Source organism: Cyclobacterium jeungdonense, assembly GCF_010994275.1.
Taxonomy (GTDB): domain Bacteria; phylum Bacteroidota; class Bacteroidia; order Cytophagales; family Cyclobacteriaceae; genus Cyclobacterium; species Cyclobacterium jeungdonense.
On the sequence record NZ_WMCD01000005.1, the window covers coordinates 357393 to 381560 of the forward strand.

Below are 24168 nucleotides of genomic sequence, written 5' to 3' on the forward strand. Positions count from 1 at the left end.
TTTAGATCTGATTAGTAAGGATTTAAAATACGAGAGCGAGACGATCACCCTTTTTTGTCCTTTACAAGTAGAAAAGTAATGCGGTTTAGCAAAATTGAATTGGTTATTAGGTTTCAGATAGGATCTACCTTATTTTTAAACTGGTCCTGACCCTGGCCTGTAGCTAGGATAGTTGGCAGGTAAGACTTGACAGCAACGTATATCCTGTTTTGGTTTTTTTACGTTTTGTAGCTGATGAAAATAGTAGACAGCTGTAAAAGCCCATTAAGGTAATTATTTTTTAAGTTTTAACTTAATAGTTCGGAATTATGAAAGTAGCGGTTCTTTCCCCCATTGCATGGAGAACCCCACCCGTAAAATATGGGCCCTGGGAACAGGTGGCTTCCAATCTGGTGGAAGGGCTGGCGGAAAAAAACATTGACGTCACCCTATTTGCTACCGGAAATTCGGTTACAAAAGGGAAGTTGGCACACGTGACCGATACAGCCTATGCTGAAAATCCGGATATCGACCCAAAGGTCTGGGAATGTCTTCATATCAGCAATTTGATGGAGCAGGCAGATCAGTTTGATTTAATTCATAATCACTTTGACTTTCTTCCGCTTACCTATTCGCGTTTGATCAAAACGCCGATGGTCACCACCATCCATGGGTTTTCTTCACCCAGGATATTGCCGGTTTATAAAAAATACAACCGAGATAATTTTTATGTTTCTATCAGTGACTCCGACCGCAACCCATATTTAGACTACATTGCGACTGTCTATAATGGAATTAATACCAGTGAATTTACATTCCAAAATAGACCAACCGATTATTTATTGTTTTTTGGAAGAATACACCCTGAAAAGGGCACTTACGAATCCATTCAGATCGCTAAACAATCAGGAAGAAAATTAATCATTTCCGGATTAGTACAGGATGAGGAATATTTTATCAAAAAGGTTAAACCTTTTATTAATGATGAGGATATCATTTTTGTTGGTAATTCGGGACCGAAGGAAAGGGACAAATTGATGGGGGATGCCTATGCATTACTACATCCCATTAGCTTTAGCGAACCATTCGGTTTGAGCGTGGCGGAATCCATGATGTGCGGCACTCCGGTTATTGCATTTAATTTAGGCTCCATGCCGGAGTTGATTGTAGATGGGAAAACAGGTTTTCTGGTAACTACCCTCGAAGAAGCTGTCGCGGCGGTAGGGAAAATTAAATCTATCGAAAGAAAAAACTGCAGAGAATGGGCAGTTTCAAAATTCAGCAGAGAAAAGATGACAGATAGTTACCTTCATGTTTATCACCAGGTTTTAAAGGTGTAGCACATTTGTATAGTTTAGGATAATTTTTTTTAAAAAAGAGGCTGAAGTAAAAAGGAACAGAAGAAACATGTACGACAAGACAATTAAAAAACCATTGGTTAAAAGAAACAGAATAAAGATCATTAGAAACTCTTCTCGGGTAATTACTCGTGCCCATGTTACGGATATCGCACGCATCCCTAAAATAATTGGGAGAGTGATGAATCTGACGGAAGAGAATGCTGATGATTTATTACACCGTATCAATCATCATTTTGTAGGACGGCATAAGAATATTGAGGACATTTTTAAACGTAATTTCAGGAATGTTTCGCAATACATCCCGCAGGAATTAACAGTGAGTCCTACCAAGGAGCTTTTAATTGGGGCTTTCTTTACTATGGAATATTCTGTTGAGTCCGCTGCCCTTTTTAATCCTTCCATTGTCCCCCACCCCAACCAGGAAGGTCTCCCGGAAGGGAGTATCCGGTTCGTCATGAGCCTCCGGGCTACTGGTGAAGGCCATATTTCTTCTATCGTATTTCGGAGTGGTACGATTAAAGCCGATCAAACATTTCTAATTAATCCGGTAAGCGAATTTGTTGATACACCTAGAATTCGGCACGATCAGTCTTACGACCGGCATTTATTTCAGCTCAAACTTGAAGCTATGAATGCCTGGTGTGAAACAAGTATAAAGATTTTTGAGAATTTGCAAAATTCTTTCACATTTGAAGAATTAAAAAATACAATTATAGCGTTTCAACTGAATACGGAAGAAGCTTTTGACAAGGAAGCGATCAAGAATATTTACTGGCTTGCTGATTCCAATTATTTTATCAAATTTGAACCAAATCATGATATTTCTGAGCATGTGATTTTTCCTTTATCCGCAAATGAAAGCAGGGGAATTGAGGATGCCCGATTTGTAAAGTTTTTCGATGATAATGGCACCAGCACCTACTATGCAACCTACACGGCCTACAACGGGGTTTGCATCCTTCCACAATTGTTAGAGACAAAAGATTTTATAAATTTTGACATTATTACTTTAAACGGTAAGGCTGCACAGAACAAAGGAATGGCACTTTTTCCACGAAAAATAAATGGTAAATACGCGATGTTATCGCGGGTGGACGGGGAAAATAATTACATCATGTTTTCTGACCACCTGCATTTCTGGGATGAAGCCATACTCCTTCAGGAACCAACCATGCCCTGGGAATTTTTTCAGATCGGAAACTGTGGCTCTCCAATTGAAATAAATGAAGGATGGTTGGTGCTTACACATGGGGTAGGGGCAATGAGGCAATATTTCATTGGGGCCATATTGCTTGATCTGGAAGATCCGACCAAAATCATAGCTCGCCTTGAAGAGCCGCTGCTTACGCCCAATGAAGAGGAACGTGAAGGGTACGTTCCCAATGTGGTTTATTCCTGTGGTGCCTTGATCCATAATAATATTTTGGTTGTACCTTACGCCATGTCCGATATCACCTCCGGAATTGCCACAGTTAACGTAAGTGATTTGATTTCTTGCATGAAACCAGTGGCTGAACGGAAAAATTAGGAGTAATAGTTGGGCAGGTACCGATCCTGTCCATCTGCCGGTTTTGGGGAAGTAAAAATGGTCAGGGAAACTCCAAGCTGCATGGGGATTCATTTGGTTGTTTTCCAATTCCATGGGATTTTGTAAATTAACATTTATGAACCATTTGCTAGCCTCGATTTTTACCGGCTTCTTTTTCATAATGGGTATTCCCAATTCGAACTTTCAGCAACTAAAGGTTGTCAATCTTAATCTTCGATATGACAATCCCGACGATGGAAAAAATAAATGGGAGAATCGTTTACCCATCGTAGAGGCCTTCTTTGACGAATCTACTCCCCATTTGCTGGGATTTCAGGAAGTAACGCACCGGCAGTTACTTGATTTGAAGCGAATAATGCCGAATTATGATTATGTTGGTAAAGGTCGCGAGGACGGGCTCAAAGGAGGAGAATACAATCCTATATTTTTTAGAAAGGATCGGTTTCAACTGCTGGAATCTGGCACTTTCTGGCTTTCAAATACTCCTGAGAAGCCCGGTAGCATCGGTTGGGATGCGCAGCTTCCCCGGATAGTAACTTGGGCCAAACTTGAGGATTTGAAAAGCGGAAAGATCATTTTTCATTTCAACACCCATTTTGACAACAAAGGGATTGACTCCCGTTACAAAAGCGTGGACTTGCTGGCGGGTAAAATAGAGGAAATTTCGGAGGAATCACCAGTGGTTGTTACAGGAGATTTTAACATCCGCAAAGATCATCCCCGGTATGGGAAACAGCCCTATATATACCTGGTCGCGACCCTGAGCCGGCAATTGCAAATGGAAAGTGCGGAATTTGCAGCTGAAAAAGTGATTTCAGCCGGAGCAACGGGTAATGGATTTGAAGAAAACTGGCAGCAAAGGCCACCCAATGCTGTAGATTATATCTTTGTCAACGAAGGCTTTGCTGTCAATACCTATGAGGTAAGGCATATTATTCGGGAGGGAGTCTTTATCGCGGATCATTGGCCGGTTATCGTAAAAATGAGGTTTTCCAATTAGTGAAATCCAGGGCTACTAAGCTATTTTTGATTAGTATAGACCATCCGGCAGTAGTGTCTGAAGGATTATTTTGAGTAAGAGGAATTACCGAATTCGTTTTCGGATGAATATTTTGTTCCTCTTTTTTAAAATGGGTACCTTAAAGAATGGACAAATTAAAAATTCTCCAGGTGGAAGTTGAACTAGTGCAGGGAGATATTACCCAACAAGACGATATCGACGTCATCGTTAACGCAGCCAATGCTCAATTAGAAACGGGGGGAGGTGTTGCCGGTGCAATCCATCGTGCTGCTGGACATGGTCTGGCTGAAGAGTGCCGGCCCATGGCACCAATAAAGCCTGGTGAAGCGGTGATTTCCAGTGGACACCAATTACCCAACCCCTTTGTCATCCATTGTCTGGGTCCGGTGTATGGAGTGGACCAACCTTCTGATGCCCTGTTGGCTGATTGCTACCGCAATGCTTTGCTCTTGGCCGATGAGCATAAACTTGCTTCTATTGCCTTCCCTTCGATTTCTACTGGCGCCTTTGGTTATCCCATCAAACCTGCTGCCGGGATTGCCCTGGATACCATCAAAGCTATTGTACCCAGCTTGAAAAACATTCAAAAAATCCGAATCGTACTTTTTGACCAAACGGATTTTGAAACTTTCGATAAAAAACTAGGCCAGTTAAATATTTGATTTGCGATCAAAATATCTCTGAATCCCTTTTGATATTTCCCAAATATTATTAACATACGGAAAGGGATCAAAGCTGAAGGAGCATGCCACTATTCATGGACCGACATGACATACCGGGGGTTTCAGCAGAAGATGTAGCGAATGCGCACCAAAAGGACCTATCTATTCAGGCAAAATTTGATTGCAGGGCCCTGACGTATTGGTTTGACGAAGAAGAGGGGATGGCTTTTTGTCTGATTGAAGCTCCAAATAAGGAGGCCGTCCAGCGCCTCCATAACTACGCACATGGATTAATTCCCAATCAGGTTATTGAAGTGGAACCAAATTTAGTTGCCTCATTCCTGGGTAGAATAAAGGATCCTGCTCCTACGGGAGATTCATTCACCGTCATCAATGATCCCGCTTTTCGATGGCTACCTTCCTGTGGTAGATGGCGAGATTGATGAGAACACTTATCAAAGAAATCTGGAATTTGCTTACCCCTCTTCTATCACCAAACTTTCAAAAATGAAGAGACTAGTGCTTAATAGGCTGGGGGAAATGCGGATGATTGCCTCCTCAGAGCTTAATCAGTCTGACACGGAGCTTTCGTGCGCAGAATTAGCTGATTTGATTGTATTGTTCAGGCAATGAACAAAAGGTTTGAAAACTCAAAATAAACTAACAAAAGAGGATGATGCTGATAAATTTCTTTTCTCTATTTCTAGTGGTAATTGGTTTGTCGGTATGCCAGAATACAGCCTTCTTCTCTGAGGAGGACCACCGGCTACTTTCGGAAGAAGTTCTTCAGGAAATTTCCCCAAAAGAAAGCAAACTTATCCTGGACGAAGACTTGGCAAACTACATCAATACCCAGGCCAGGTTGGATGGGGCAGATCAGGTAATCCTCATTGCAGATTCTATCTTGGTTACCCAGAAAATAAAGCTGATGGAGGTAGATTTAATCCTAATTTCTGATTATTTCAGTACCGATGGAAATCAGGTGGATGTCCTTCCAGCCCCCACCAATAAAAATCGAAGTGGGGTTTCCGGAAAAAATGGGAAAGAAGTTCAAATTATAGCCAAACATATCGAAGAGGCACAATTTCACTTGCCCGGTATGGACGGAACAGATGGTAGGGATGGCAGTGATGGAAAAAACGGAAATAAAAATGAAGTCAAGAAACATGGAGACGTAAGTATGGGGACTGAAGGTGAAGATGGGCAAGACGGGGGAAATGGTGGAAAAGGTGGCCAATTGATCCTTCAATCCCAGAATAAAGATTATTCGGTACAATTGACCGCACCAGGAGGAAGCGGCGGTAGTGGAGGTAAAGGTGGTACCGGGGGGACCACCTTCATTTGGGCATTTACCCAACCACCCGGGAAATCCAAAAACCCGGATCCCGGACGGCCTGACCCCGGTGGGAATGTCCAGATTCAAAGCCAAAATAATCAATCAGCTATAAAGAGCAGACAGGAAAAGGATGGGCAAAATGGCAAAAGAGGAAGAAACGGATTGGATGGTGAAAAGGAAATAGAGGTTCTGTCCGATCAGCAATTTGCAGGGGCGGTCCGCAGGTATTATCATTTTGATTGGCAAAATTTAAATCAAACAGGCTGGCAAATTCTTTTCAGAAAAAAATGATACGTTCCGGTAGTTGCCTGTATGAGCCCGACCCCTCGCAAATCACTGATAACTTGAGGTTTGACAAAAATTTTTGTACTTTTAATATGATTCTAGCGTCGCAAAATGCATGAATTATGAAATTAAAAGAAAGTTTAATCCTGTTGGTAATCCTATTATTCGCCTCGGTTTCTTTGTTTGACATATGCGCAAAAGCTCAGAGCAATCAGGATGTATCCGTTGAAGGCACTAATGCGCCTGAATTTAGCCTGCCAGACCTGAATGGTAACCATGTAAGCTCAGAGGCCTACAAAGGAAGTTATTTAGTGATTCATATCGCTACGACCTGGTGCCCGTTTTGTAATGCGGAAGCACCGCATTTGGAACAGCTCAGCCAGAATTATAAGGACAAAAATGTCAACGTGTTGATTATTGATGTCAAAGAACCCAAAGATTTGGTAAAAACCCAGTTGAAAGATCGTTTTGACCTCTCCTTTCCGGTTTTATTGGATTCGGACGGGTCGGTGGCGGCGCGTTTTGCGCCTGAGGGTGTGCTTCCTGATTTGGCCCGGGACGAGGTCATGCTGGCATCCAATATTTTGATCGATCCCGAAGGGAAAATACAATTCTTTTCCCTGTTGGATTCCAAAAACTTTGATGCGAAACTGGTAGATTTAAAAGCCAAACTGGATGAGTTGCTTGCCTCTGAATAAGATCTTTATCTGGTGTTATATTCTTCTTTTGCAGGGAAGTGTCTTGGCCCAGACTAAGGACCGCAGGTTTATTGAATTTAAAGATAAGCCGGAATTCACGATCTCAACTGGTGACGAAAAGCACCTGTCACTTTCCTTTATCATAAAAGAGGGTTATCACATACAGGCAAACAGAGTTAATGATGAAAACCTGTTACCTTCAAAATTATCCTTTGAGTCGGCTGAAGGTTTGATCATTGGGGATCCTGTTTATCCCCAAGCTGATGAATTCAGGATGGAAGGTGTCAAAGAACCTCTGGCTGTATTTGGGGATACCTTGGAAATCCAGGTTCCTGTCAAGACAACAGATACGATGAAGAAGCAGCGGTTCCTTATCAAAGGGCAATTGTATTACCAGCCTTGTGATGCTTCCAAATGTTATTATCCCCGTGAGTTTGATTTTAACCTGAGTATAAGGGTGAAATAACGAGGGTAATTTTGCCACAACAGAAGTAAAAGAAATGGTCATCCCCTTTCCTAAAAAGATATTTTACCCACCTTATGATATCGATTATTTGTGATACCTTTTGCCCATGAACAAGTTATTTTGGTTGCTTCAGTTGCTGATTCATTGTACTGCCTATTCGCAAGAAATCTATAAAGGCAGCTTTGTCAAAGGGATCTATGGCAATCCGGAAAGGATCCTTGAGGCAGGCTATGCGTTTGACGAATTGGGGGTGAACGCCGTTTTTGTTAGAAGATCGTCATTAAATCAGGAATTTTATCAACAAGCCAAAGCCCAGGGCTGCCGGGTATTTGTGGAATTCCCTACACTAAATGGAAAAGGCTACATAGAAGACCATCCTGAAGCCTGGCCCATCAATGAAAAGGGAGCGCCCGCGAGTCCTGCAGATTGGTTTATGGGTGTTTGCCCTACTGATCCGGGCTTTCAGGCCTTCAGGGCCAAACAGCTCAGGGAAACGCTCCGCAACTATCCGGTAGATGGGGTATTTTTGGACTATCTTCATTGGCACGCCCAATTTGAAACAGACCAACCGGTACTGCCTGAAACTTGTTTTTGTGAGCGTTGTACCCGGTTATTTGGAAAGGCCCATTCCATCCAAATTCCAGGAGAAAATAAGGCAGACAGGGCAAAATGGATCTTGGGGAACCAGGAACCTGCATGGAGGGAATGGCGCAACGAAGTTTTGAATACCTGGGTTTCCGATATGGGAAAAATCCTCCGGGAGAACCAACCCAAGGCACTTTTGGGAGCCTTCTATTGTGCCTGGTTTCCAGGAGACCATGGCGGCGCCTTATTCAACATCCTAGGGATAGATGTGCCTTCTTTGGCCGAGCGGGTGGATGTATTAGCACCCATGCTTTTTCACCAGATGCTTGCCCGGCCGGTAACCTGGTCGGGAGACTACCTGGATTGGCTGAACAACACCATCGATTCACCGGAGCCATTGGTCTGGCCCATTATTCAGGCGCACAACAAACCCGGTACCGTTACCCCTGAGGAATTTGGGAAAGCCTTGCAGGAAGGGTCCAGAGCCCCTGCATCCGGCATCATGATGTTTTCCGAACAGTCCCTTTTGGAAAACCCCGAAAAAATAAAGGTGATGCAAGATTATTATCAGAAAAAAAGGCCTTAGCCATAGAAAATGGCCTCTTTGGCAGTTGGCGTATTTTTAAAAAATAAAGCAGTTAGATTTCTGGCAAAACCGTGAAGTTCCTTTTCCTTACCAGCTTATTTCTCCAAGGGGTAAATGGGGTATCCTCATATAGTGGAGGTGCATTTTTAAACGGGTCGGAGGAGGGCCTGGAGGTAGAATTTGTTGAAGAGTCATTTTTATTGTCTTAAAATATAAGTAAATTATACTCGACTAATAATCAGCTATCTATAAGACCATATGCTTTAATTCCTTTGATTAACCTGTAAACTCGGGAACCATGAATAAGCCAACTACTCCTTCTTTCAGAGTTTTCCTTTTTTTGCTGGTTTTACTGAGTCATCACTTGATGGTCTTCGGCCAAAGGCCTCCGACCAGTGGACCTAATCCAGATGAAACTAATTTGACCCCCTTTATTATTGGGGGAAGCGGCTTGCTGATGGCGGCAGGGTCTTACCTATACCTTAAAAGCAGGGGGCCAAAAATTCCCGTCACAGACAATCTTCGGGATTATTTGTGGCGTCAGAATATCATGCCCTCGCCGGATGCCCTGGACCTGATGTATGAACTCAATCCCAGCCTTTCCGGAAAGGAATTAATGCGCGAGAAAAGGAAGTTGCTCACTCCGGAATTTCCAGAAATTCCCGATGAGATGAAACAATTAGCTGCTAATGTGCCCCCTCCCACCTATGTCATACCAGAAAACCTAAAAGGATTGATGGAGCAATTCCAATCCACCCTGAATGCGTTCCAAAATATTAGTGTGACAACAACTAATCCGAATGCTCCAAAGGAAGCCTTTAATGAGGTCCTGGGCAATTTGGAGGGTATCCTTACCGCACCCGAAAGGTATACTGAGGCCAGAAACGCCGTCAAGGACCAGTTATTGACAGATCTTATCACGGCGATCAATCAAACCATGGATGATGCCATCCAGACCCGGGAACTGTCAGAAGATAAGCTAATTCTTCTACATGCCATAGCAGAGGATTTGGAGAATTTGCTTTTTCCCAATCTCAACTCCTCACAACCAGTGGCGAGTATAGGTGAAGACGGAGACCATTTTGCGAACTGGGATTCGTTTTTGGTATCAGCCGATAAACATTCCAATGAAAATGGGAATCAACAACGTGATTTGAAAGGAGGTATTCGTGGAGGTTTGTCTAATCGAAATGATAATGCGGATGTAAAGTGGTTTGCGTTTGCCGTTTACAAATATGATGCGGAGGGAGACCTCATCACCAAAGGGAAAGAAGTAGAAAATAGGTACCAAATATCCTATGCTTCACCTGCCTTGAAAGATATCGAGGGAAGCTTTCATGCCATAAACGGAAACGCTTCTTATGGAATTGCCCTGCTGGGAAATGGGAAATATTTCATAAAAGTCAAAGATGGGGAAATAGAGGTGCCTGTTCAAAACCCGATAATCCATTTTGGCCTGGCCTTTCAAAATCCTGTAAAAGAATTGCACAATGACTTGACGAAGGTTATTATCTATTTATTGGAGTGATCAAACTATTGCAATATCGGGCCGCATTGGTGACAGTTATGTTTGGACTGTTTGGCGGAGCTATTTCCAATTTTTTGGTGATAGAAGAATATTCGTGGATTTACTTTGGGTTAGCGAGTATACTGGGGCTGACAGTCAATTTGCTCGTCTCCTTTTTATTGAAAAGCAGATGGTCCAAAGGGATCAAAAATAATATAAAAATGGTATGTATCTTTTTGTTTACTGCCATGGTGGTGAACTTATACATGCATACCAAATTCTTTTTGGAAAGGACCTTTGCCTATAGGGATTTTAATAATGAGGTGACTTATTATGTGAAAGGCACAGAATATACGTCCCTTGCCAAAGCCTTTAAGCTTGCCAATCCTCAAATCGAAAGTGATGCCGACCTTATCATGGAAGGGTTTGGGTCTCCTTTGGAAAAAGGTAAAGTGTGGACGGAGGCTTCTATTATTGAAAGTTGGTTGAAATTAATTTCTTCCTATGCCCTGTTTATCATTTTTTTTGTGGCCCTTATCTCCATTTTGATCGAAGTCTTAATGGGTCAATACGGGAAAACCACCGCAAAATCCATGGAAATTATTTCAGGTAAAAGTACAGATGAGGGTTAGGTGTTTAAGGTAGAAATCAGTTTTGAGCTTCCAAGAATCACGATAGAAATAAAAGAAAACCAAAGGATCCTATGAAAAACTCAACAATGTTCCGATTCAGGCCAATCTATTGGGGCTTGATCCTTTTTATTTTCGTTAGTTGTGAAAACTTTGATGATTTGACTGATCCGGTTTTAGTTAGGTACAATGTCCCTACCGAGGTGCTGGAAATGGTTTTCACCCCAGATATTCCAAGTGGGATCAGAAATGTGGATAATTTCCTTGATCGGATAAAGCAGCATGGAATGGTCATTCATGAAGGGAACAGCCCCCCGGCTGTACCGGGTTCGTTTAGCAATTTTACACCAGGGTTTAGCATTGGGAATCATTGCATTTACGATGGAAGTAATTCAGAAAATGAGGGGTTCAGTTATGGCAACTACGAGGAAATAATACGGGTGCATACGGATCAAAATCGAAGCAATTTTCTTGGCGATATTTCTTATACCTCTATTTTTAACCCGGATTATCCCGAGTACCCAATGGGTCTTGACAGTGGATCAGGCAGGGGTTATGTGTCTGGCGAGGGGGATGATTTTACCATCTTCACAAAAGTTACGAACGGAAGATATGGAGATGTCAGCTACAGTGCCATTTGGATCATTTCCGGAACTTACGCTTACATTATAGGCAGTCAATATGAGTTGAAAAATGTGACCAAATGCATGATAATGCTGGAGAAAAGTGAGGATCCAGGGGATAGGGTAGCCAACAGAGGAACGGTGAGGATTTTCAAGGATGATGCCCCCCAACGGATTCGCGATTGAAGAAGTGGAAATTAACTTTTCAAAAATCGTTTCGAACCGGAGAATAGCTTACAATTGAATGATACATTCCAAGGTTACACCAATTAAAACCTCAGGGAACAAAAAAGAGCGTTATGCAAGCCAATTTAAATGCTCAGGCATTTAATGCGTTAACTAGTTGCTACTCCTCTACTTGGTATACTATCAAAGTATGCCTTTAATAAGGGTGGTAACCGCTTGCTGATTTCAGTCGCAATGGGATTTGACAAATTACCAGAGAAAGCGATTGATCGAAATATTTTGGGTAAACAACTTACGCTACCTAACGTTTGGTTTGGGTGTCGTTCATGCTTATCTTGACAATAACCTCAAAAACGATACCTTGAAAATATTACTTACAGGAGCCACAGGATACATTGCCCAACGTTTATTACCGGCACTATTGCAGGAAGGGCATCAGGTGGTATGTTGCGTGCGAGATAAAAACAGGTTTAATGCGGAGCGTTTTCCCCCGGAAAACCTCAGCGTGGTGGAGGTTGATTTTTTGGATGAGAAAAGCCTTCAGAATATTCCGAAAGACATTGACCTTGCCTACTACCTCATCCACTCCATGTCTACGCAAAGCGGAAAGTTTGAAGAAATGGAGGCTACTTGTGCGTTTAATTTCAAAAAGACGATCGAGGAAACAACAGCAAAACAGGTCATTTACCTAAGTGGTATTGTGAATGATGAGGAGTTGTCCAAACATTTATCCTCCCGCAAAAACGTCGAAGGGATTTTATCCGATTCCAGTTTTGCGCTTACCACCTTGAAGGCCGGAATTATTGTCGGGTCCGGCAGTGCTTCCTTTGAAATCATTCGGGATCTGGTCGAGAAGTTGCCGGTTATGATCGCTCCGCAATGGCTGAAAACCAAATGCCAGCCCATTGCCATCCGCAATGTAATTCAGTTTTTAAAAGGTGTAATTCTGAAAAAGGAAACCTACAACCAAAGTTTCGATATTGGGGGACCAGATATCCTGAATTACAAAGAAATGTTGCTGCGTTTTGCTGAAATCAGGGGCTTGAAGCGAAGGATTGGGATTGTGCCGGTCATGACGCCAAAAATTTCTTCCTATTGGTTGTACTTTGTTACCTCTACCTCTTATGCCCTGGCCCAGAATCTGGTCAACAGCATGAAGATCGAGGTTATTTGTACGCCCAACAACCTGGCTTCCACTCTGGGCATCACCCTTATTGGCTATGACGATTCCATCCGCCTGGCATTTGATAAAATCGAACAGAATCAGGTCCTATCCAGTTGGAAGGATGCCCAAACCAGTGACCTGTTGCAAAAAGGCCTCACCCAGTACATGGAAGTACCGGTAAACGGTTGCTATGTGGAGGTTCGAAAGCAGGCGATTGATAACCCGGAAAAGGTGCTCCAGAATATCTGGAAAATAGGAGGAAAGCAGGGCTGGTATTATGGCAATTGGCTTTGGGAGATCCGAGGCTTTATGGACCAGTTGGTAGGAGGTGTAGGCATGCGCCGGGGAAGGAAAAGTGATACCGAGATTTCTGCTGGAGAGACATTGGATTTTTGGAGGGTACTCATTGCCAGCAAATCGGAAAAACGACTCTTGTTGTATGCAGAAATGAAATTACCGGGAGAAGCCTGGCTGGAATTTAAAATTGTGAAAGACGAGTTGGTCCAGACCGCCACTTTTAGGCCCTTGGGTTTGCTCGGCAGGGTTTATTGGTATTCGGTTTTCCCCTTTCATGGGTTTATTTTTGGGGGGATGATCCGAAATATTATAAATTCATGATTATGGGGTAATGCTACCCTCTATTAGTTTCTGAGAGGTTTTTTCTTTTGAAGGCGAATCGTCAAAATAGGCTGGAATTGTATTAATACATCCTGGCCAAAAAATTTTTCTCTTGTTTTCATCCGTCAGTAAATTTCTTTCGTTTCAAGCTTTTAAAACGAAGTGAATTTCACTTTTAAAAAAGAATAAAATCCCGCAAAACAATCCATGAAAACAAAAATCCCTTCGAAGAAGGATACTACTGAAAGGACAGGTAAAACAATGGGTCCCGTAAAAAATCTGGAATATCATTTACACCCGGAATGGTGGAAAAGGATTTTTAATGCCACCTACCTGAAAACAGATGCGGATGTAGTGGAAGATGAAAGCATAACCCGGTCTGAAATCAATCTTTTTCACGAACTTTTGGATATTCGGGATGGCAACAGCCTTTTAGACCTTGCTTGTGGGCAGGGCAGGCACCTTCTCGAACTGACCAATCGGGGAACCTATCAACTTTTCGGACTGGACCGATCCAGGTACCTGACCCAGCGGGCCAAATCTTTAGCCAGGAAAAAGGGGGTATCCATTAATTTTAAAGAGGGAGATGCCCGAAAACTACCCTATGCCAACGACTCCTTCGATTTTGTTACCATTCTGGGAAACAGTTTTGGTTATTTTGAAACGTCTGAAGATGATGTAAAGATACTAAAAGAAGTTTTTCGAGTATTGAAACCCGGAGGTCGCTTGCTGATGGATGTGGCAGACGGCACGTTTTTGAGAAAGCATTACACCCCCAGAAGTTGGGAGTGGATTGATAAAAAGCATTTTGTGTGCCGGGAGCGTTCCCTGGCCACGGACAATGAAAGGCTTATTTCAAGAGAGGTGGTTACCAATACGGAAAAGGGAGTGATTGTAGACCAGTTTTATGCAGAGAGGCTTTATACCAGAGAAAACCTGGCCGAATTGATTAGCAAGGTTGGGTTTAAAGAACTGGCTTTTCATGGAAATCTCGAGGTGGAATCCCTTCGGAATCAGGACCTGGGCATGATGGCCAATCGCTTTATCCTTACCACCACGGCCAGGAAAGAATGGTCGCCCAAACGGAAGAAAAAAGACATCAAAAATGTGGTGGTAGTCATGGGTGATCCCGGTTTAAAGGACGTTATCAAGCCAGATGCCATATTCGATACGGATGATTTTGAAACCATAGAAAAACTCAAGGTGGGTTTGAGTAAATTGGAAAATTTCAAATTCAGTTACCTCAACAATCACCAAACTTTGATTTCCGATTTACAAAAGATCCGAGATAAAACCGACTTGGTTTTTAACCTCTGTGATGAAGGATTTGGTAACGATGCCAAAAAGGAACTTCATATTCCAGCATTATTGGAAATGATGAATTTGCCCTATACCGGATCCAACCCCCAAACGCTGGCCTATTGCTACGATAAATCCCTGATTCGGGGCATTGCCACTGAAATCGGTGTACCGGTGGCAAATGCCTTTGTAATTACTGCTGAAGAAAATTTGTTTGAATTAAACATCCCTTTTCCAGTCATTGCAAAGCCTAATTTTGGAGATTCCAGCTTTGGCATTACCCAGAAAAATGTGGCCAATTCCATTGAGGAACTGGCTGATGCCATTCTCCGTATCCGCGAACAATTCGGGTACGACAAACCCATTCTAGTAGAAGAATTTTTAACGGGCGCAGAAGTTTCCGTAGGCATCATCGGAAATTCGGATAATTACACCATCCTACCGATCATTGAAGAGGACTACTCAGAATTACCAGCAGGGTTGCCAAAAATATGCGGCTACGAGGCCAAATGGCTTACCGATTCTCCTTACATGCAAACCCTACGGTCCATTCGGGCAAGCTTACCATTGGCCTTGGAACAGGAACTGATTAACCACAGTTTGAAATTATTCCAGCGGCTTGATTGCAAGGATTATTGTAGATTTGATTGGCGGTTGAATAGTTTGGACGAACCCAAAATGTTGGAAGTAAACCCTAATCCCGGCTGGTGCTGGGACGGTCACCTGGCAAAAATGAGCAGTATTGGGGGTATGGATTATACCCAGATGTTGGAAGGCATACTCAATGCGGCCGATACCCGGTACCATCCCATAAATGAGCCACAGTTGCCCTAAAGGACAGCAAATTCAAGGTTGGAGGTGTTTGTTGAGAAAGTTTACGGTAGCTTCATTCACCTCCACCATATTCGAAAATTTCATCCAATGATGGGTATCTCCGGGAATGACCAAATAGTCATAGGGTTTTCCCAACTCATCAAACCTTCTTACCAGGTCTGCGCTGTGGTAAAAAGCTACGTTTCGGTCATCGTCGGAATGGATGAACAAAACGGGTGAGGTCCATTGATCCAAATCAGCAATTGGCGATGATTCCCATGCGATCCGCTTGGCCTCCTCATAATCCGGTGCCACTTCAACACCCTCTGGCAGCTCGTATCGATGGTCCATGTCGTGCACGCCGCTGATGTCAACGCCCACTTTGAACAAATCGGAATCCCGGGCAAGTGCCATAGCAGTCAAATAGCCCCCATAGGAGCCCCCATAGATTCCAATTCGCTCCGGGTTTACCTGCTCCAGACCAGCCAGGTACTGTCCGGCAGCTTTGATATCTTGGTACTCCGCGGCACCCTGGTAGTAGGTGCCGGAGGGGCGGTGGAACTCATAACCATAGCCAATACCCAACCGATAATTCACAGACAATACCACAAACCCCATTTCGGCCAGTTTTTGGTTGATCGCATAGGTATTGGAGTAATAATCCATGTAACTCCAGCCCAATAGCATCTGCCGTTGGGGTCCGCCATGAACGAAGACCACGGCAGGTTTCGGGCTGGTATTATCCGAGGGCTCAAATAACTGTCCGTATACAGTGGTGCCATCTGCCGCTGTGAATTGCACCTGTTTCGGGCTAATCAGGTCCGCCTCAGGAAAATCTTCCGGAATCAGTTCTTCACCTAACAAACTAATCTCCCCTTCACTAAGGATTGCCGGTAGCAGGGGACGCTTTGGGGTAGCGGAGAAAAAGGCGATTTCATCTTCCCTCCCGGTGAACACCGGATAGGCCTCAATGCCCTTACCTGAAGTTTTCCATTCAAAAGATCCCGTAGTCAAATCCACTGTAGCCAAATGCCTTCTGTCCAGATCATCCGGGAGCTTTCCCCCATTAGCGGCAAAAACCAGGCTTTGTCCGTTGGGGTGCAGGCTGAGTTGCTCTACCATAAAGTCACCTGGCGTAAGCAAGACAGATGAATTGTTTCGAAGATCCCTGGAATAAAGGTGCGGCCAGCCGTCCTCATAGGATAAATAGACCAATTGATCCTTAATTGGCCAATGAAGGTTAAAGCCGCCATGTGTAGAGGGCACCGATCCTCGCAGCGTCTCGGGAGCTTTCCACTTCATTTCCGCTTCTCCGGTTTGCACATCTGCTATCCAGATTTCCCAGGGCTGGTGTCTTTTTTCCATTAAAGGCAAAGCAGCTCCCGAACCGCCCAGGGTCCGTACAAAAGCGAGGGATTTACCATCCGGAGACCACCTCGGGGATTGGTCTCTTTGAAAAGAGGGAGCCAGCCATTTTATGGGTGTTGTCGGATCAGTGTATATGCCTATCAGGCTATGGGTTCCTCTATTGGCCACAAAAGCCAATTGGCTCCCATCCGGGGAAAAATGAAGCTCCCCCAGCCTTCCCCTGTTCTGGATAATGGAGTGCGGTGCTTTATCCGAATCCAGGTCTTTCATCCAAATTTCTCCATTTTTAATAAACGCCAACTGATGTCGGGCCCCCCAAACGGGATCATCTCCTTCGATCAACGATTCTGTCTTTTCGGTACCCAGATTTATGGTCCATATGGCTACATTTGTCATTAGGGGTAAATTGCTGGTATTTACAGGCCGGGAAGCATTGCCTCCTCCATGATCCCCTCCGCGGACAAATACCAGGTATTCGCCATCTTCACTGAACTGCAAACTGCTGATCTCCTGTCCGTCGTCTTCCAGAAATTCGGTTACCCGCCTGGGCTGATAATCAGGTGCCTCCGAAACATATACGTTTCGCTTACCTTGCTCATTCATGGCCCAGGCGATGCTGGATTGGTTGGCATTGGCCGTAAGTTCAGAAGGAAAGGAAAATTTGGAAACAGCCGCCATGCTGAAATCCTGGCCAAAGCCGGAAAGCACCGGAAGTAGTGAGGAAATAAATAAGGCAAGTGAAGGGAGAGACCGTGGGTTAAGCATGGCAGGAGTGTGTTCAATAATTGGAATGGATGAAATACAGCACTTTCTGAAGCTCCTCTTTTTGTACATTGGAACTGCCAGTGTAGTTATTAAAAAACGTACTGAAAATTAGCGTTTTGCCGCTTTTGGTGATCAGGTACCCGCTCAAAGCCGAGCTCATGCTCAACGTGCCGGTTTTAGCATAGATATAGGCCGGTTCGCCCGGGTCTGCCGGGTACCAATTTCGAATCGTCCCGGATTCCCCGCCGGCAGGGAAGTAGGCCTTGATTTTTTCCATGGGCACTTCCTCCTTTATCTTTTCCAGTAGTCTTACCACAGACCGGGGAGTAAACATATTTTGCGGGGAAAGGCCGGATCCATCCACCCATTGGGGCTCGTCCGGAAGGTCCTGCAGCAGGCTGTCCTTGGCATATTGGATGGCGGCTGATAGGTCTAGCGAGTCAAAGAGTTCGTCCGATACCAACACCATTAACTGTTCGGCCAAAAAGTTGTCGCTTATCTTCATCATTTGCGCATAGATGGAATCCACTTTTGCGGTTGGCAATTTTTGGTGAGTGAGGTTGGAATAGCCCAGGTCGTCGATCAGGGTTATTTCCCTGCCAACCGCTTCCTGCAGCAGGTTTTTAGTCAGATTGGCAGAAGTAATAAAGGGCTTGTCCGTTTCAAAGGACAGCTCCCCGGCTTCCGGATTAAGTGCATAACTGAAAATGTTACTTTCAAAGTCCCTTCGGATAACGTAGCTATCGGGGGTGTTGTCTATTTGTTTGCTCAAAGGCAATAAGGCCGTATAGGGATAAGCTTTGGCGACTGGAGCATCGGCTTCCTTGGAATAGCGCAACACATTCCCGTAAACAGGCATGCTGGAGCGCTCGGCAGCAAAATAATAAGGATACCAGTTCCAGGTCCAACCTCGCCCATACCGGGAAATCTGATCAAAATTATCGACCATATACAAGTCCTCCGGCCGTTTTTGTAAAAAATGAATGACTGTACTGTCCTGAAGGTCCGGATGCAGCAGGGAAGGGTCGCCGGTTCCCCAGAATAGGAGGGAATCTCCTTTTTCGATGTAGTTCAGGCCATTGACCCGATCATCTCCCAGCACCTTGTAACTGCTGTAAAAGGTGAATATTTTGGTATTGGAGGCAGGAATGAAATACTTTTTTTCATTCATGCTGACCAGGGTCTTTTCCTTTACCGGGTCATAGAGCATAAAGCCCATGTGTCCTTTTTCAAAGACTTCGGAGTCGTAGACGGATTTTTTTACTTTTTGCACGGTGCAGTTACAGAACAGCAGGAGCAATAGCCAGTAGATGTGCTTCATGGTTTAAATTTAAGCCTGCTTGGGCAATAAAAAATAAAAACATAAAAAAATACCCGTTAGTAAGCTGTTTTTATTTGAAAATGGGGAAGGATTTCATTTTTCCTCCTGATTTTTAAACCGAAAAAGTATACCGTTGCGTAGACCCAACTATGTGTACTATGAAACTCCTATGTGGTTAAAAATTAATAGTTGAAGTTTATGGATTTATTTTCCTTTATCCATTTATTTTTTTGTTGTTTAAATTAAACCACATAGTGCTTATAAGGTACCTAGTTTTAAAATTAATGAATTCAATGAAATGATTTTTAAACTCGCTGGAACTGTTAGTAGAAATTTTCTCGTAACCTGCGCAGCTGAAGCGAAGAAGTCGTGTTTATTCCAACATTCACAACGCTGGCCGTATCAAACTAATTTCCATGCCTGGCTAGTCCGTCTTTCAATGTCAGCGATTCAAAGGCTTTTCGAACTACCTCCTTGTACCGCTCAAAAAAGTCACAACTGGTAAATCTCGTCACAATTATCCTACCTTATTTTAAATCATATTCGAAAAGCACATCCTCCTTAAAAAAAGAAATCCCATACAATTTTTTAAATTCCTCAGCGTACGTAAAGGTAGTGATGGGCTGGTCCAGCCTAAAGCGATCCAGTAAATTCCCCTCCCAATCCCAGACTTCCAGGTGGGGTCGGAACGTTTGAAAATTTTCTTCCACTTCCTTTTTGGGCATTCCTATGTAGAGTACATAAATGCGCTCACTGCTGGCAAAGGGATCCGCCCGGTAAATCCACATTTCCTCATCGGATGCGCTTTTGGAGGAGCTTTCCACCTCTATTTCCTGAAGAAGTTCCCCATCTCCACCATACAGTCTGATTTGATTGTGGTACAAGTAGAATGCCGCCATCCTTCCATCTTTGGGATTGGCCACCGTCCTTTTACCAAAATTGCGGAACAGGTTTCCCTGATCCCTATTTATCCCAGAGGCTTGATCGGGGTATTCACCGAATCGGACCAATTCCTCATTTCGTCCCAGGTGGACCAAGCGGTGCTCCGGTGCTCCCGGTTTTGCTTCCCCGATATCGGCAACATATACTGAGTCATTGACCAGGTGCAGCCCGTTAATTGGCCCGCCGGTATCGGAAATCAATGTATGTTGCTCTTCTCTGCTTGCTTTTTCTGCATGCAGTTTTATTTTGATCAACTGTGTACCCGAAAGCACCACGAGCTGCTCCCCATGGATTTTCAAGGAATTTCCATTCACAAACTGGAATTCATCAGGGCCCTCACCGATGTCGCCAAAAGTGTATAAGAAGGAAAAATCGGGCAGCGTATAGACTTTGAATAGGTTTTCTTTCCCTTGGTCTAAGATCACGGCTTTGTCAGCAGACACCACGATTTTATAAGGCATTAGGGCCGCATTGGCCAGGCCTACTTCTCTGGATTTCAGGGTTCCTGATTCCGGAATTTGGCTGATTATTTTTTTGCCTTCCTCCTGGGACTGGCAGGAATAAAGTGCAAGGATAAAAATTGAGGTAATGAGGCGGATGTTCAACATGTGACAAGAATAAGCGGTGCGGGCTATAAAGTCAACTATATGGGACGGAATGGGCATTATCCGGGACGGAAACACCATCTTTCGCATCGGCATTCGCAAGGACCCCCATGTACCTCCGCGCGGCTTCTTCGCCGGCAGAAATTCGTAGCGGTTAGGGATGCCGGTTGACCAGGCGAATGGTGTCGGAAAGCGGGGAAGTACCAGGAACCCATTTTTTGGAGCGAATTCCCGCATCGGCCTGGTTTTTAGGTATCACCTCTCCTTGCTCCGTGACGTAGACCGGCTCACTCGCATAAAACCATTTGATACCTCTCTCGGTATGTTCAACGATCACCCCGCGTACCGCCTTGTCCATCCCCATTTCCAAGGTCCGTTGGTACAGCTCGCTCCGGTAGCGGTTGTAGGGATCGGTATTGATAGGACTGCCCCCTGACAGGATGATGGCGTTTTTGTCATCCAATAGCAAGGTCTGCCCGGGACTATCTACTGACAGCCCATTTGCCTCAATCACCTTTTTCCCGGTGTCGTAATAAAAGGGATAGTCCATGTTCCGGTCGGAAAACCAATACTGCTTGAACGGTTCGATATCTTCCGTGTCCTGTACCAGGAAAATATAGCCGATGGAATCCCTATCCATACTGCCCATTAAGCCATTCCAAACCTCCAGTTCCCGGTCAATTGAGGGGCCTTTCGGGTCTAATACCGTCACCAATTTTAGGGGTTTTACCAGGGGATTGACTTCGGTGTTGCCATTTACCTTTAGTGCATTTGCTGGCAGTTGGAATAGTTTGGACTCGTAGGCTTCCTGGGCATACCCCAAATGGGAAAGCGCAAGGACTACTACAAGGAAATAAAATGGTATCATTTATGGTTCGTTTAATGGGTAGGCTATTAATCCAGGTTCTTTCTCAAATGAAGCGGCATACAGTATTTTCGCTTGATCATCCACTGCAATGGAGCGGACAGGCTGATCCAGTAGGTATCTTTTTACAGGCTTTCCTTCCCAATCCAACACAAATACCTCATGGGAAAGGCCTGATTGGATGATGGTTTCCCGGGAACTTTCATCGATTGTTTTCCCACTGTACAGAAAGTAAATATGGTCCTCCGTCGCCGCCACGGACGTGTATTCAAAGGTGGACCCCTTCTTATCCACGACAGCCATGCCTACAGGGCCATGTTGCACGTCTAAGGGGGTATCTCCCCATGCATAGGTAGTAACGTCAATCGTATCCTGTAAAACCCTGAGAATACCAAATTCCGGGACCCTGGACATGCCGTATACGGCCAAATTCTTTGTGGGGTGGTTCATGAAAAATGACTGGTTGGCCATCGCCATGGAGGGCCCTCCCGGGTACTCACCCACTTCGATAAAGTCCCCGTTCTCAATATCGTAGGCACAAAATCGTTTGTGATGCATACTGCCTACGATGTATCCATCCACATGGACGGTACTTCCCATAAAGCGCTTTTCCTGTTGATCGATGGTAAACTTCGCTGCGGGCTCATCCAGACCGTTTTTCAAGTCATCCATGTCATGGATGTAATAGTGCACCTGGTCTGTCAGATAGAGCCGATTTTCTTTCCGGTCCACCGAGAAATAAAAAGCATCGCTTAGCAACTGGTTGGGTCCCTCTCCCTTTTTTCCAAACGGTCTGACCGACTTATCCCTCAAATTAATTAGTTTGTAGGTATACTCCCGATCCGGAAATTCATTGACCAGTATCAGGCTGTCAAAAAAAGTCATATTGAATAGGTAACTTAAGGGCTTTTCTTCTTCGGTCAAAGCTACCGTTTCGCCCGATAACGCTACTGCCTCTGTTTTCGAAAAGTACTCCCTGAAGTTTGCACCAAGTGGGGGTTCCGAGCATGCGGTGAATAGGGCGATGCCAACAACAACGGAGGACAAACCTGCTTGGGTTTTTCGAACGGTCCAATCCAGGAGTCGGCTAATGGAATTCACTCGGAGCATGATTCAGGGGTAGGATAAGCGGCAGCTAGTGAGTCGAATAGTTTCTTGTGTAAGATATAACTAAATTGTTATAAATCAAACGCAATGGGGGGAAAGGCTCCTTTCTTGCCGTAGGATTTTGTTTCGTTCGTTGAGAAGGAGATACCAGGCCAAACCTGACAGTCGGAAGGTTTGGGAGCCAATACGGTGAGGGATTGGGCATTTTTGAGTTCACGTAGCTGATTTTTTACCTCGTAGGGGTGCTAATTTCTCATTTTTCTCAAATTAATGGGATTAGTCTTTACCCCCGGGAAACAAAGGCCCCTGCCAGGAGCTATCCTTTTTCCACATGCTACGATCCCGGAAAAATACAAAGGCGACCCATAAATGATTATCGTTTTTGTTGACGGATAAGGATTGGCCATTGCAAATGGCCTTTTTGGTACGTATTTTTTGGTTACAATTTCGAAAATATGTGGGCGAAGTTACAAACTTCGCCCAGCTTGGGGGACCCTGATAAGCGCTTAGTCGCGAATCCAAATTTTATTGTTCAGTTTCGGTTGAATGGCTAAGATGCATGGTACTGAAAAAGCTAGTTGGAGTTTCTCATAATTTTTCTACATTTAAGGGAGCTAAATCCGCCGCCCAAAAGGGAAGTAACCGCAAGGGGTGCGGTTAGCCAGAAGTTAGACGCAATATGATTATACTTCTTATCATACTAAAATATTTAGGAATCGTTATAAGCGGTTTTTTTGGTGCGTACGGCTTAATAACAGATTTTAAAGATAAACAAGGTAAAATTACAAATGCAGGTAAGCGGGCTTTAGTAATTATTCTTGTTTCCTCCGCAATATCGATTATTGCTCAAACTGTAGAAATCTATCTAAATTCAGCTAAAGAAAAAGCTGCTTCTGAAGCCGCACTTAAAGAACTTCAACAAAACTCAAAAATTCTTTACAATATAGATAGAACATTGAATCTAATCGCGGATGTTAGCGTAAGTTATGTTATCACTGTAGACACCACTGATACTAAAATTAAATCATACCACGAAAAATTAGCAAGTACCGTAGCAAACCTTTTGGATACTATATCAAATGACAATCATAATGAATTAGACCGTATTGGATTATTTCCTTCTATATTAAGTTCTAATGGAAGAATTGAAGAAATAACTATAGATTCAAAATCTGATTATTTTCCTGATGAGTTTAATGAACCAATAGCATATTATTCATTAGGGTATTCAGGTATTAATTTAACCTTTTTCAAAAAAGAAATTCCAATAGATTCTATAATTAACGATACATACTATCACTACAGTAAAAAAGACTTAGAAATGAATGTAGAGGCTGGAATTAATTCATCGTTCCTTAATGGCCCACATTTCATCAGGTATAATTTGAATAAAAATTCTTTGGAGATTAATGGAACTAATCTTCAATCTGACTCGAAATATTGGAATAGTAGTGGGAAAATCATAGGAATACCAGACCTTCTTAACACTACCTTAGTAATATCGTTGCGAAGTAGTATTGTCTCAGGAAATGATTCTATAGATAATAAAGTGCATGAAGTAAGAAATCAATTTCAACTTAGAACTTTGATACTAGAAATGTCTAAAGGTCGAGACTTTAGGATTAAACCAGAACAAACTAAACGTTTTGTAAATAAGGATGGGTGGACATTTTACATATTCAAATTTCCCTCCTCGATAGAAGAATTAAACAAATTATAATAAAGCGTAACAATTAAGCTACAATGATGCGAAGTGAGACTTCGGTTCATTGTAGCGTGTGTTGGACTCAAGCTTCGGTAGCATTTCTAGTATGGGGATTGGATAGT

The 24168-nt window shown here is 43.6% G+C and carries 21 protein-coding genes; 16 read left to right on the forward strand and 5 right to left on the reverse strand.

Annotation, left to right across the window (positions count from 1 at the left end):
- Window positions 1–308: 308 nt before the first annotated feature.
- From GKS34_RS13000 to GKS34_RS13065, 15 genes are all read left to right on the forward strand, one after another.
- The gene (locus GKS34_RS13000) at window positions 309–1319 is read left to right on the forward strand and encodes a glycosyltransferase family 4 protein (protein ID WP_163385251.1); all 1011 of its coding nucleotides are present in this window, start codon (window positions 309–311) and stop codon (window positions 1317–1319) included.
- A gap of 67 nt (window positions 1320–1386) precedes the next feature.
- A complete protein-coding gene (locus GKS34_RS13005) occupies window positions 1387–2868 on the forward strand; it encodes a glycoside hydrolase family 130 protein (protein WP_163385252.1) in 1482 nt (493 codons plus the stop codon).
- 136 nt (window positions 2869–3004) lie between these two features.
- Window positions 3005–3889 carry an endonuclease/exonuclease/phosphatase family protein gene (locus GKS34_RS13010; RefSeq protein ID WP_163385253.1) on the forward strand — a complete coding sequence of 295 codons (885 nt, stop codon included), beginning with the start codon at window positions 3005–3007 and terminating at the stop codon, window positions 3887–3889.
- 146 nt (window positions 3890–4035) lie between these two features.
- The gene (locus tag GKS34_RS13015) at window positions 4036–4572 is read left to right on the forward strand and encodes a macro domain-containing protein (RefSeq protein WP_163385254.1); all 537 of its coding nucleotides are present in this window, start codon (window positions 4036–4038) and stop codon (window positions 4570–4572) included.
- Between the two features lie 83 nt (window positions 4573–4655).
- Window positions 4656–5015 (forward strand): DUF4242 domain-containing protein, encoded by a 360-nt coding sequence (locus GKS34_RS13020; protein WP_163385255.1) that lies wholly within the window; start codon window positions 4656–4658, stop codon window positions 5013–5015.
- 64 nt (window positions 5016–5079) lie between these two features.
- The gene (locus GKS34_RS23600) at window positions 5080–5205 is read left to right on the forward strand and encodes a hypothetical protein (RefSeq protein WP_262888577.1); all 126 of its coding nucleotides are present in this window, start codon (window positions 5080–5082) and stop codon (window positions 5203–5205) included.
- Window positions 5206–5245: 40 nt separating this feature from the next.
- Window positions 5246–6199 (forward strand): hypothetical protein, encoded by a 954-nt coding sequence (locus GKS34_RS13025; protein WP_163385256.1) that lies wholly within the window; start codon window positions 5246–5248, stop codon window positions 6197–6199.
- 116 nt (window positions 6200–6315) lie between these two features.
- Window positions 6316–6891 carry a peroxiredoxin family protein gene (locus tag GKS34_RS13030; protein ID WP_163385257.1) on the forward strand — a complete coding sequence of 192 codons (576 nt, stop codon included), beginning with the start codon at window positions 6316–6318 and terminating at the stop codon, window positions 6889–6891.
- Window positions 6869–7357, forward strand: a complete 489-nt coding sequence (locus GKS34_RS13035) for a protein-disulfide reductase DsbD domain-containing protein (protein WP_163385258.1) — start codon at window positions 6869–6871, stop codon at window positions 7355–7357. Before GKS34_RS13030 ends, GKS34_RS13035 begins: the two co-directional genes overlap by 23 nt.
- Window positions 7358–7463: 106 nt before the next feature.
- A complete protein-coding gene (locus GKS34_RS13040) occupies window positions 7464–8528 on the forward strand; it encodes an alpha-amylase family protein (protein ID WP_163385259.1) in 1065 nt (354 codons plus the stop codon).
- A gap of 298 nt (window positions 8529–8826) precedes the next feature.
- The gene (locus GKS34_RS13045; RefSeq protein WP_163385260.1) at window positions 8827–10056 is read left to right on the forward strand and encodes a hypothetical protein; all 1230 of its coding nucleotides are present in this window, start codon (window positions 8827–8829) and stop codon (window positions 10054–10056) included.
- Window positions 10053–10667 (forward strand): hypothetical protein, encoded by a 615-nt coding sequence (locus GKS34_RS13050; RefSeq protein ID WP_163385261.1) that lies wholly within the window; start codon window positions 10053–10055, stop codon window positions 10665–10667. The genes GKS34_RS13045 and GKS34_RS13050 overlap by 4 nt, the downstream gene beginning before the upstream one ends.
- Window positions 10668–10738: 71 nt before the next feature.
- The gene (locus GKS34_RS13055) at window positions 10739–11473 is read left to right on the forward strand and encodes a hypothetical protein (protein WP_163385262.1); all 735 of its coding nucleotides are present in this window, start codon (window positions 10739–10741) and stop codon (window positions 11471–11473) included.
- A 265-nt stretch (window positions 11474–11738) separates the two neighbouring features.
- A complete protein-coding gene (locus tag GKS34_RS13060; RefSeq protein WP_317167981.1) occupies window positions 11739–13256 on the forward strand; it encodes an SDR family oxidoreductase in 1518 nt (505 codons plus the stop codon).
- Window positions 13257–13463: 207 nt separating this feature from the next.
- Window positions 13464–15389, forward strand: coding sequence for a methyltransferase domain-containing protein (locus tag GKS34_RS13065; RefSeq protein WP_163385263.1), 1926 nt, complete (start codon window positions 13464–13466; stop codon window positions 15387–15389).
- A gap of 12 nt (window positions 15390–15401) precedes the next feature.
- Here GKS34_RS13065 and GKS34_RS13070 read toward each other — a convergent pair whose 3' ends face one another.
- The 5 genes from GKS34_RS13070 to GKS34_RS13090 form a co-directional block, all read right to left on the reverse strand.
- The gene (locus GKS34_RS13070) at window positions 15402–17501 is read right to left on the reverse strand and encodes a S9 family peptidase (protein WP_163385264.1); all 2100 of its coding nucleotides are present in this window, start codon (window positions 17499–17501) and stop codon (window positions 15402–15404) included.
- A 13-nt stretch (window positions 17502–17514) separates the two neighbouring features.
- The gene (locus GKS34_RS13075; RefSeq protein ID WP_163385265.1) at window positions 17515–18822 is read right to left on the reverse strand and encodes a D-alanyl-D-alanine carboxypeptidase; all 1308 of its coding nucleotides are present in this window, start codon (window positions 18820–18822) and stop codon (window positions 17515–17517) included.
- Between the two features lie 527 nt (window positions 18823–19349).
- Window positions 19350–20606 carry a TolB-like 6-bladed beta-propeller domain-containing protein gene (locus GKS34_RS13080; protein ID WP_163385266.1) on the reverse strand — a complete coding sequence of 419 codons (1257 nt, stop codon included), beginning with the start codon at window positions 20604–20606 and terminating at the stop codon, window positions 19350–19352.
- On the reverse strand, window positions 20524–21237 hold the full coding sequence (locus GKS34_RS13085) for a hypothetical protein (protein WP_163385267.1): 714 nt from the start codon (window positions 21235–21237) through the stop codon (window positions 20524–20526). The genes GKS34_RS13080 and GKS34_RS13085 overlap by 83 nt, the downstream gene beginning before the upstream one ends.
- On the reverse strand, window positions 21238–22344 hold the full coding sequence (locus GKS34_RS13090) for a BF3164 family lipoprotein (protein WP_163385268.1): 1107 nt from the start codon (window positions 22342–22344) through the stop codon (window positions 21238–21240). It abuts the gene before it with no gap.
- 676 nt (window positions 22345–23020) lie between these two features.
- On the opposite strand from GKS34_RS13090, the gene GKS34_RS13095 reads away from it, so the two are divergent.
- Window positions 23021–24061 carry a hypothetical protein gene (locus GKS34_RS13095; RefSeq protein ID WP_163385269.1) on the forward strand — a complete coding sequence of 347 codons (1041 nt, stop codon included), beginning with the start codon at window positions 23021–23023 and terminating at the stop codon, window positions 24059–24061.
- Window positions 24062–24168: the final 107 nt, after the last annotated feature.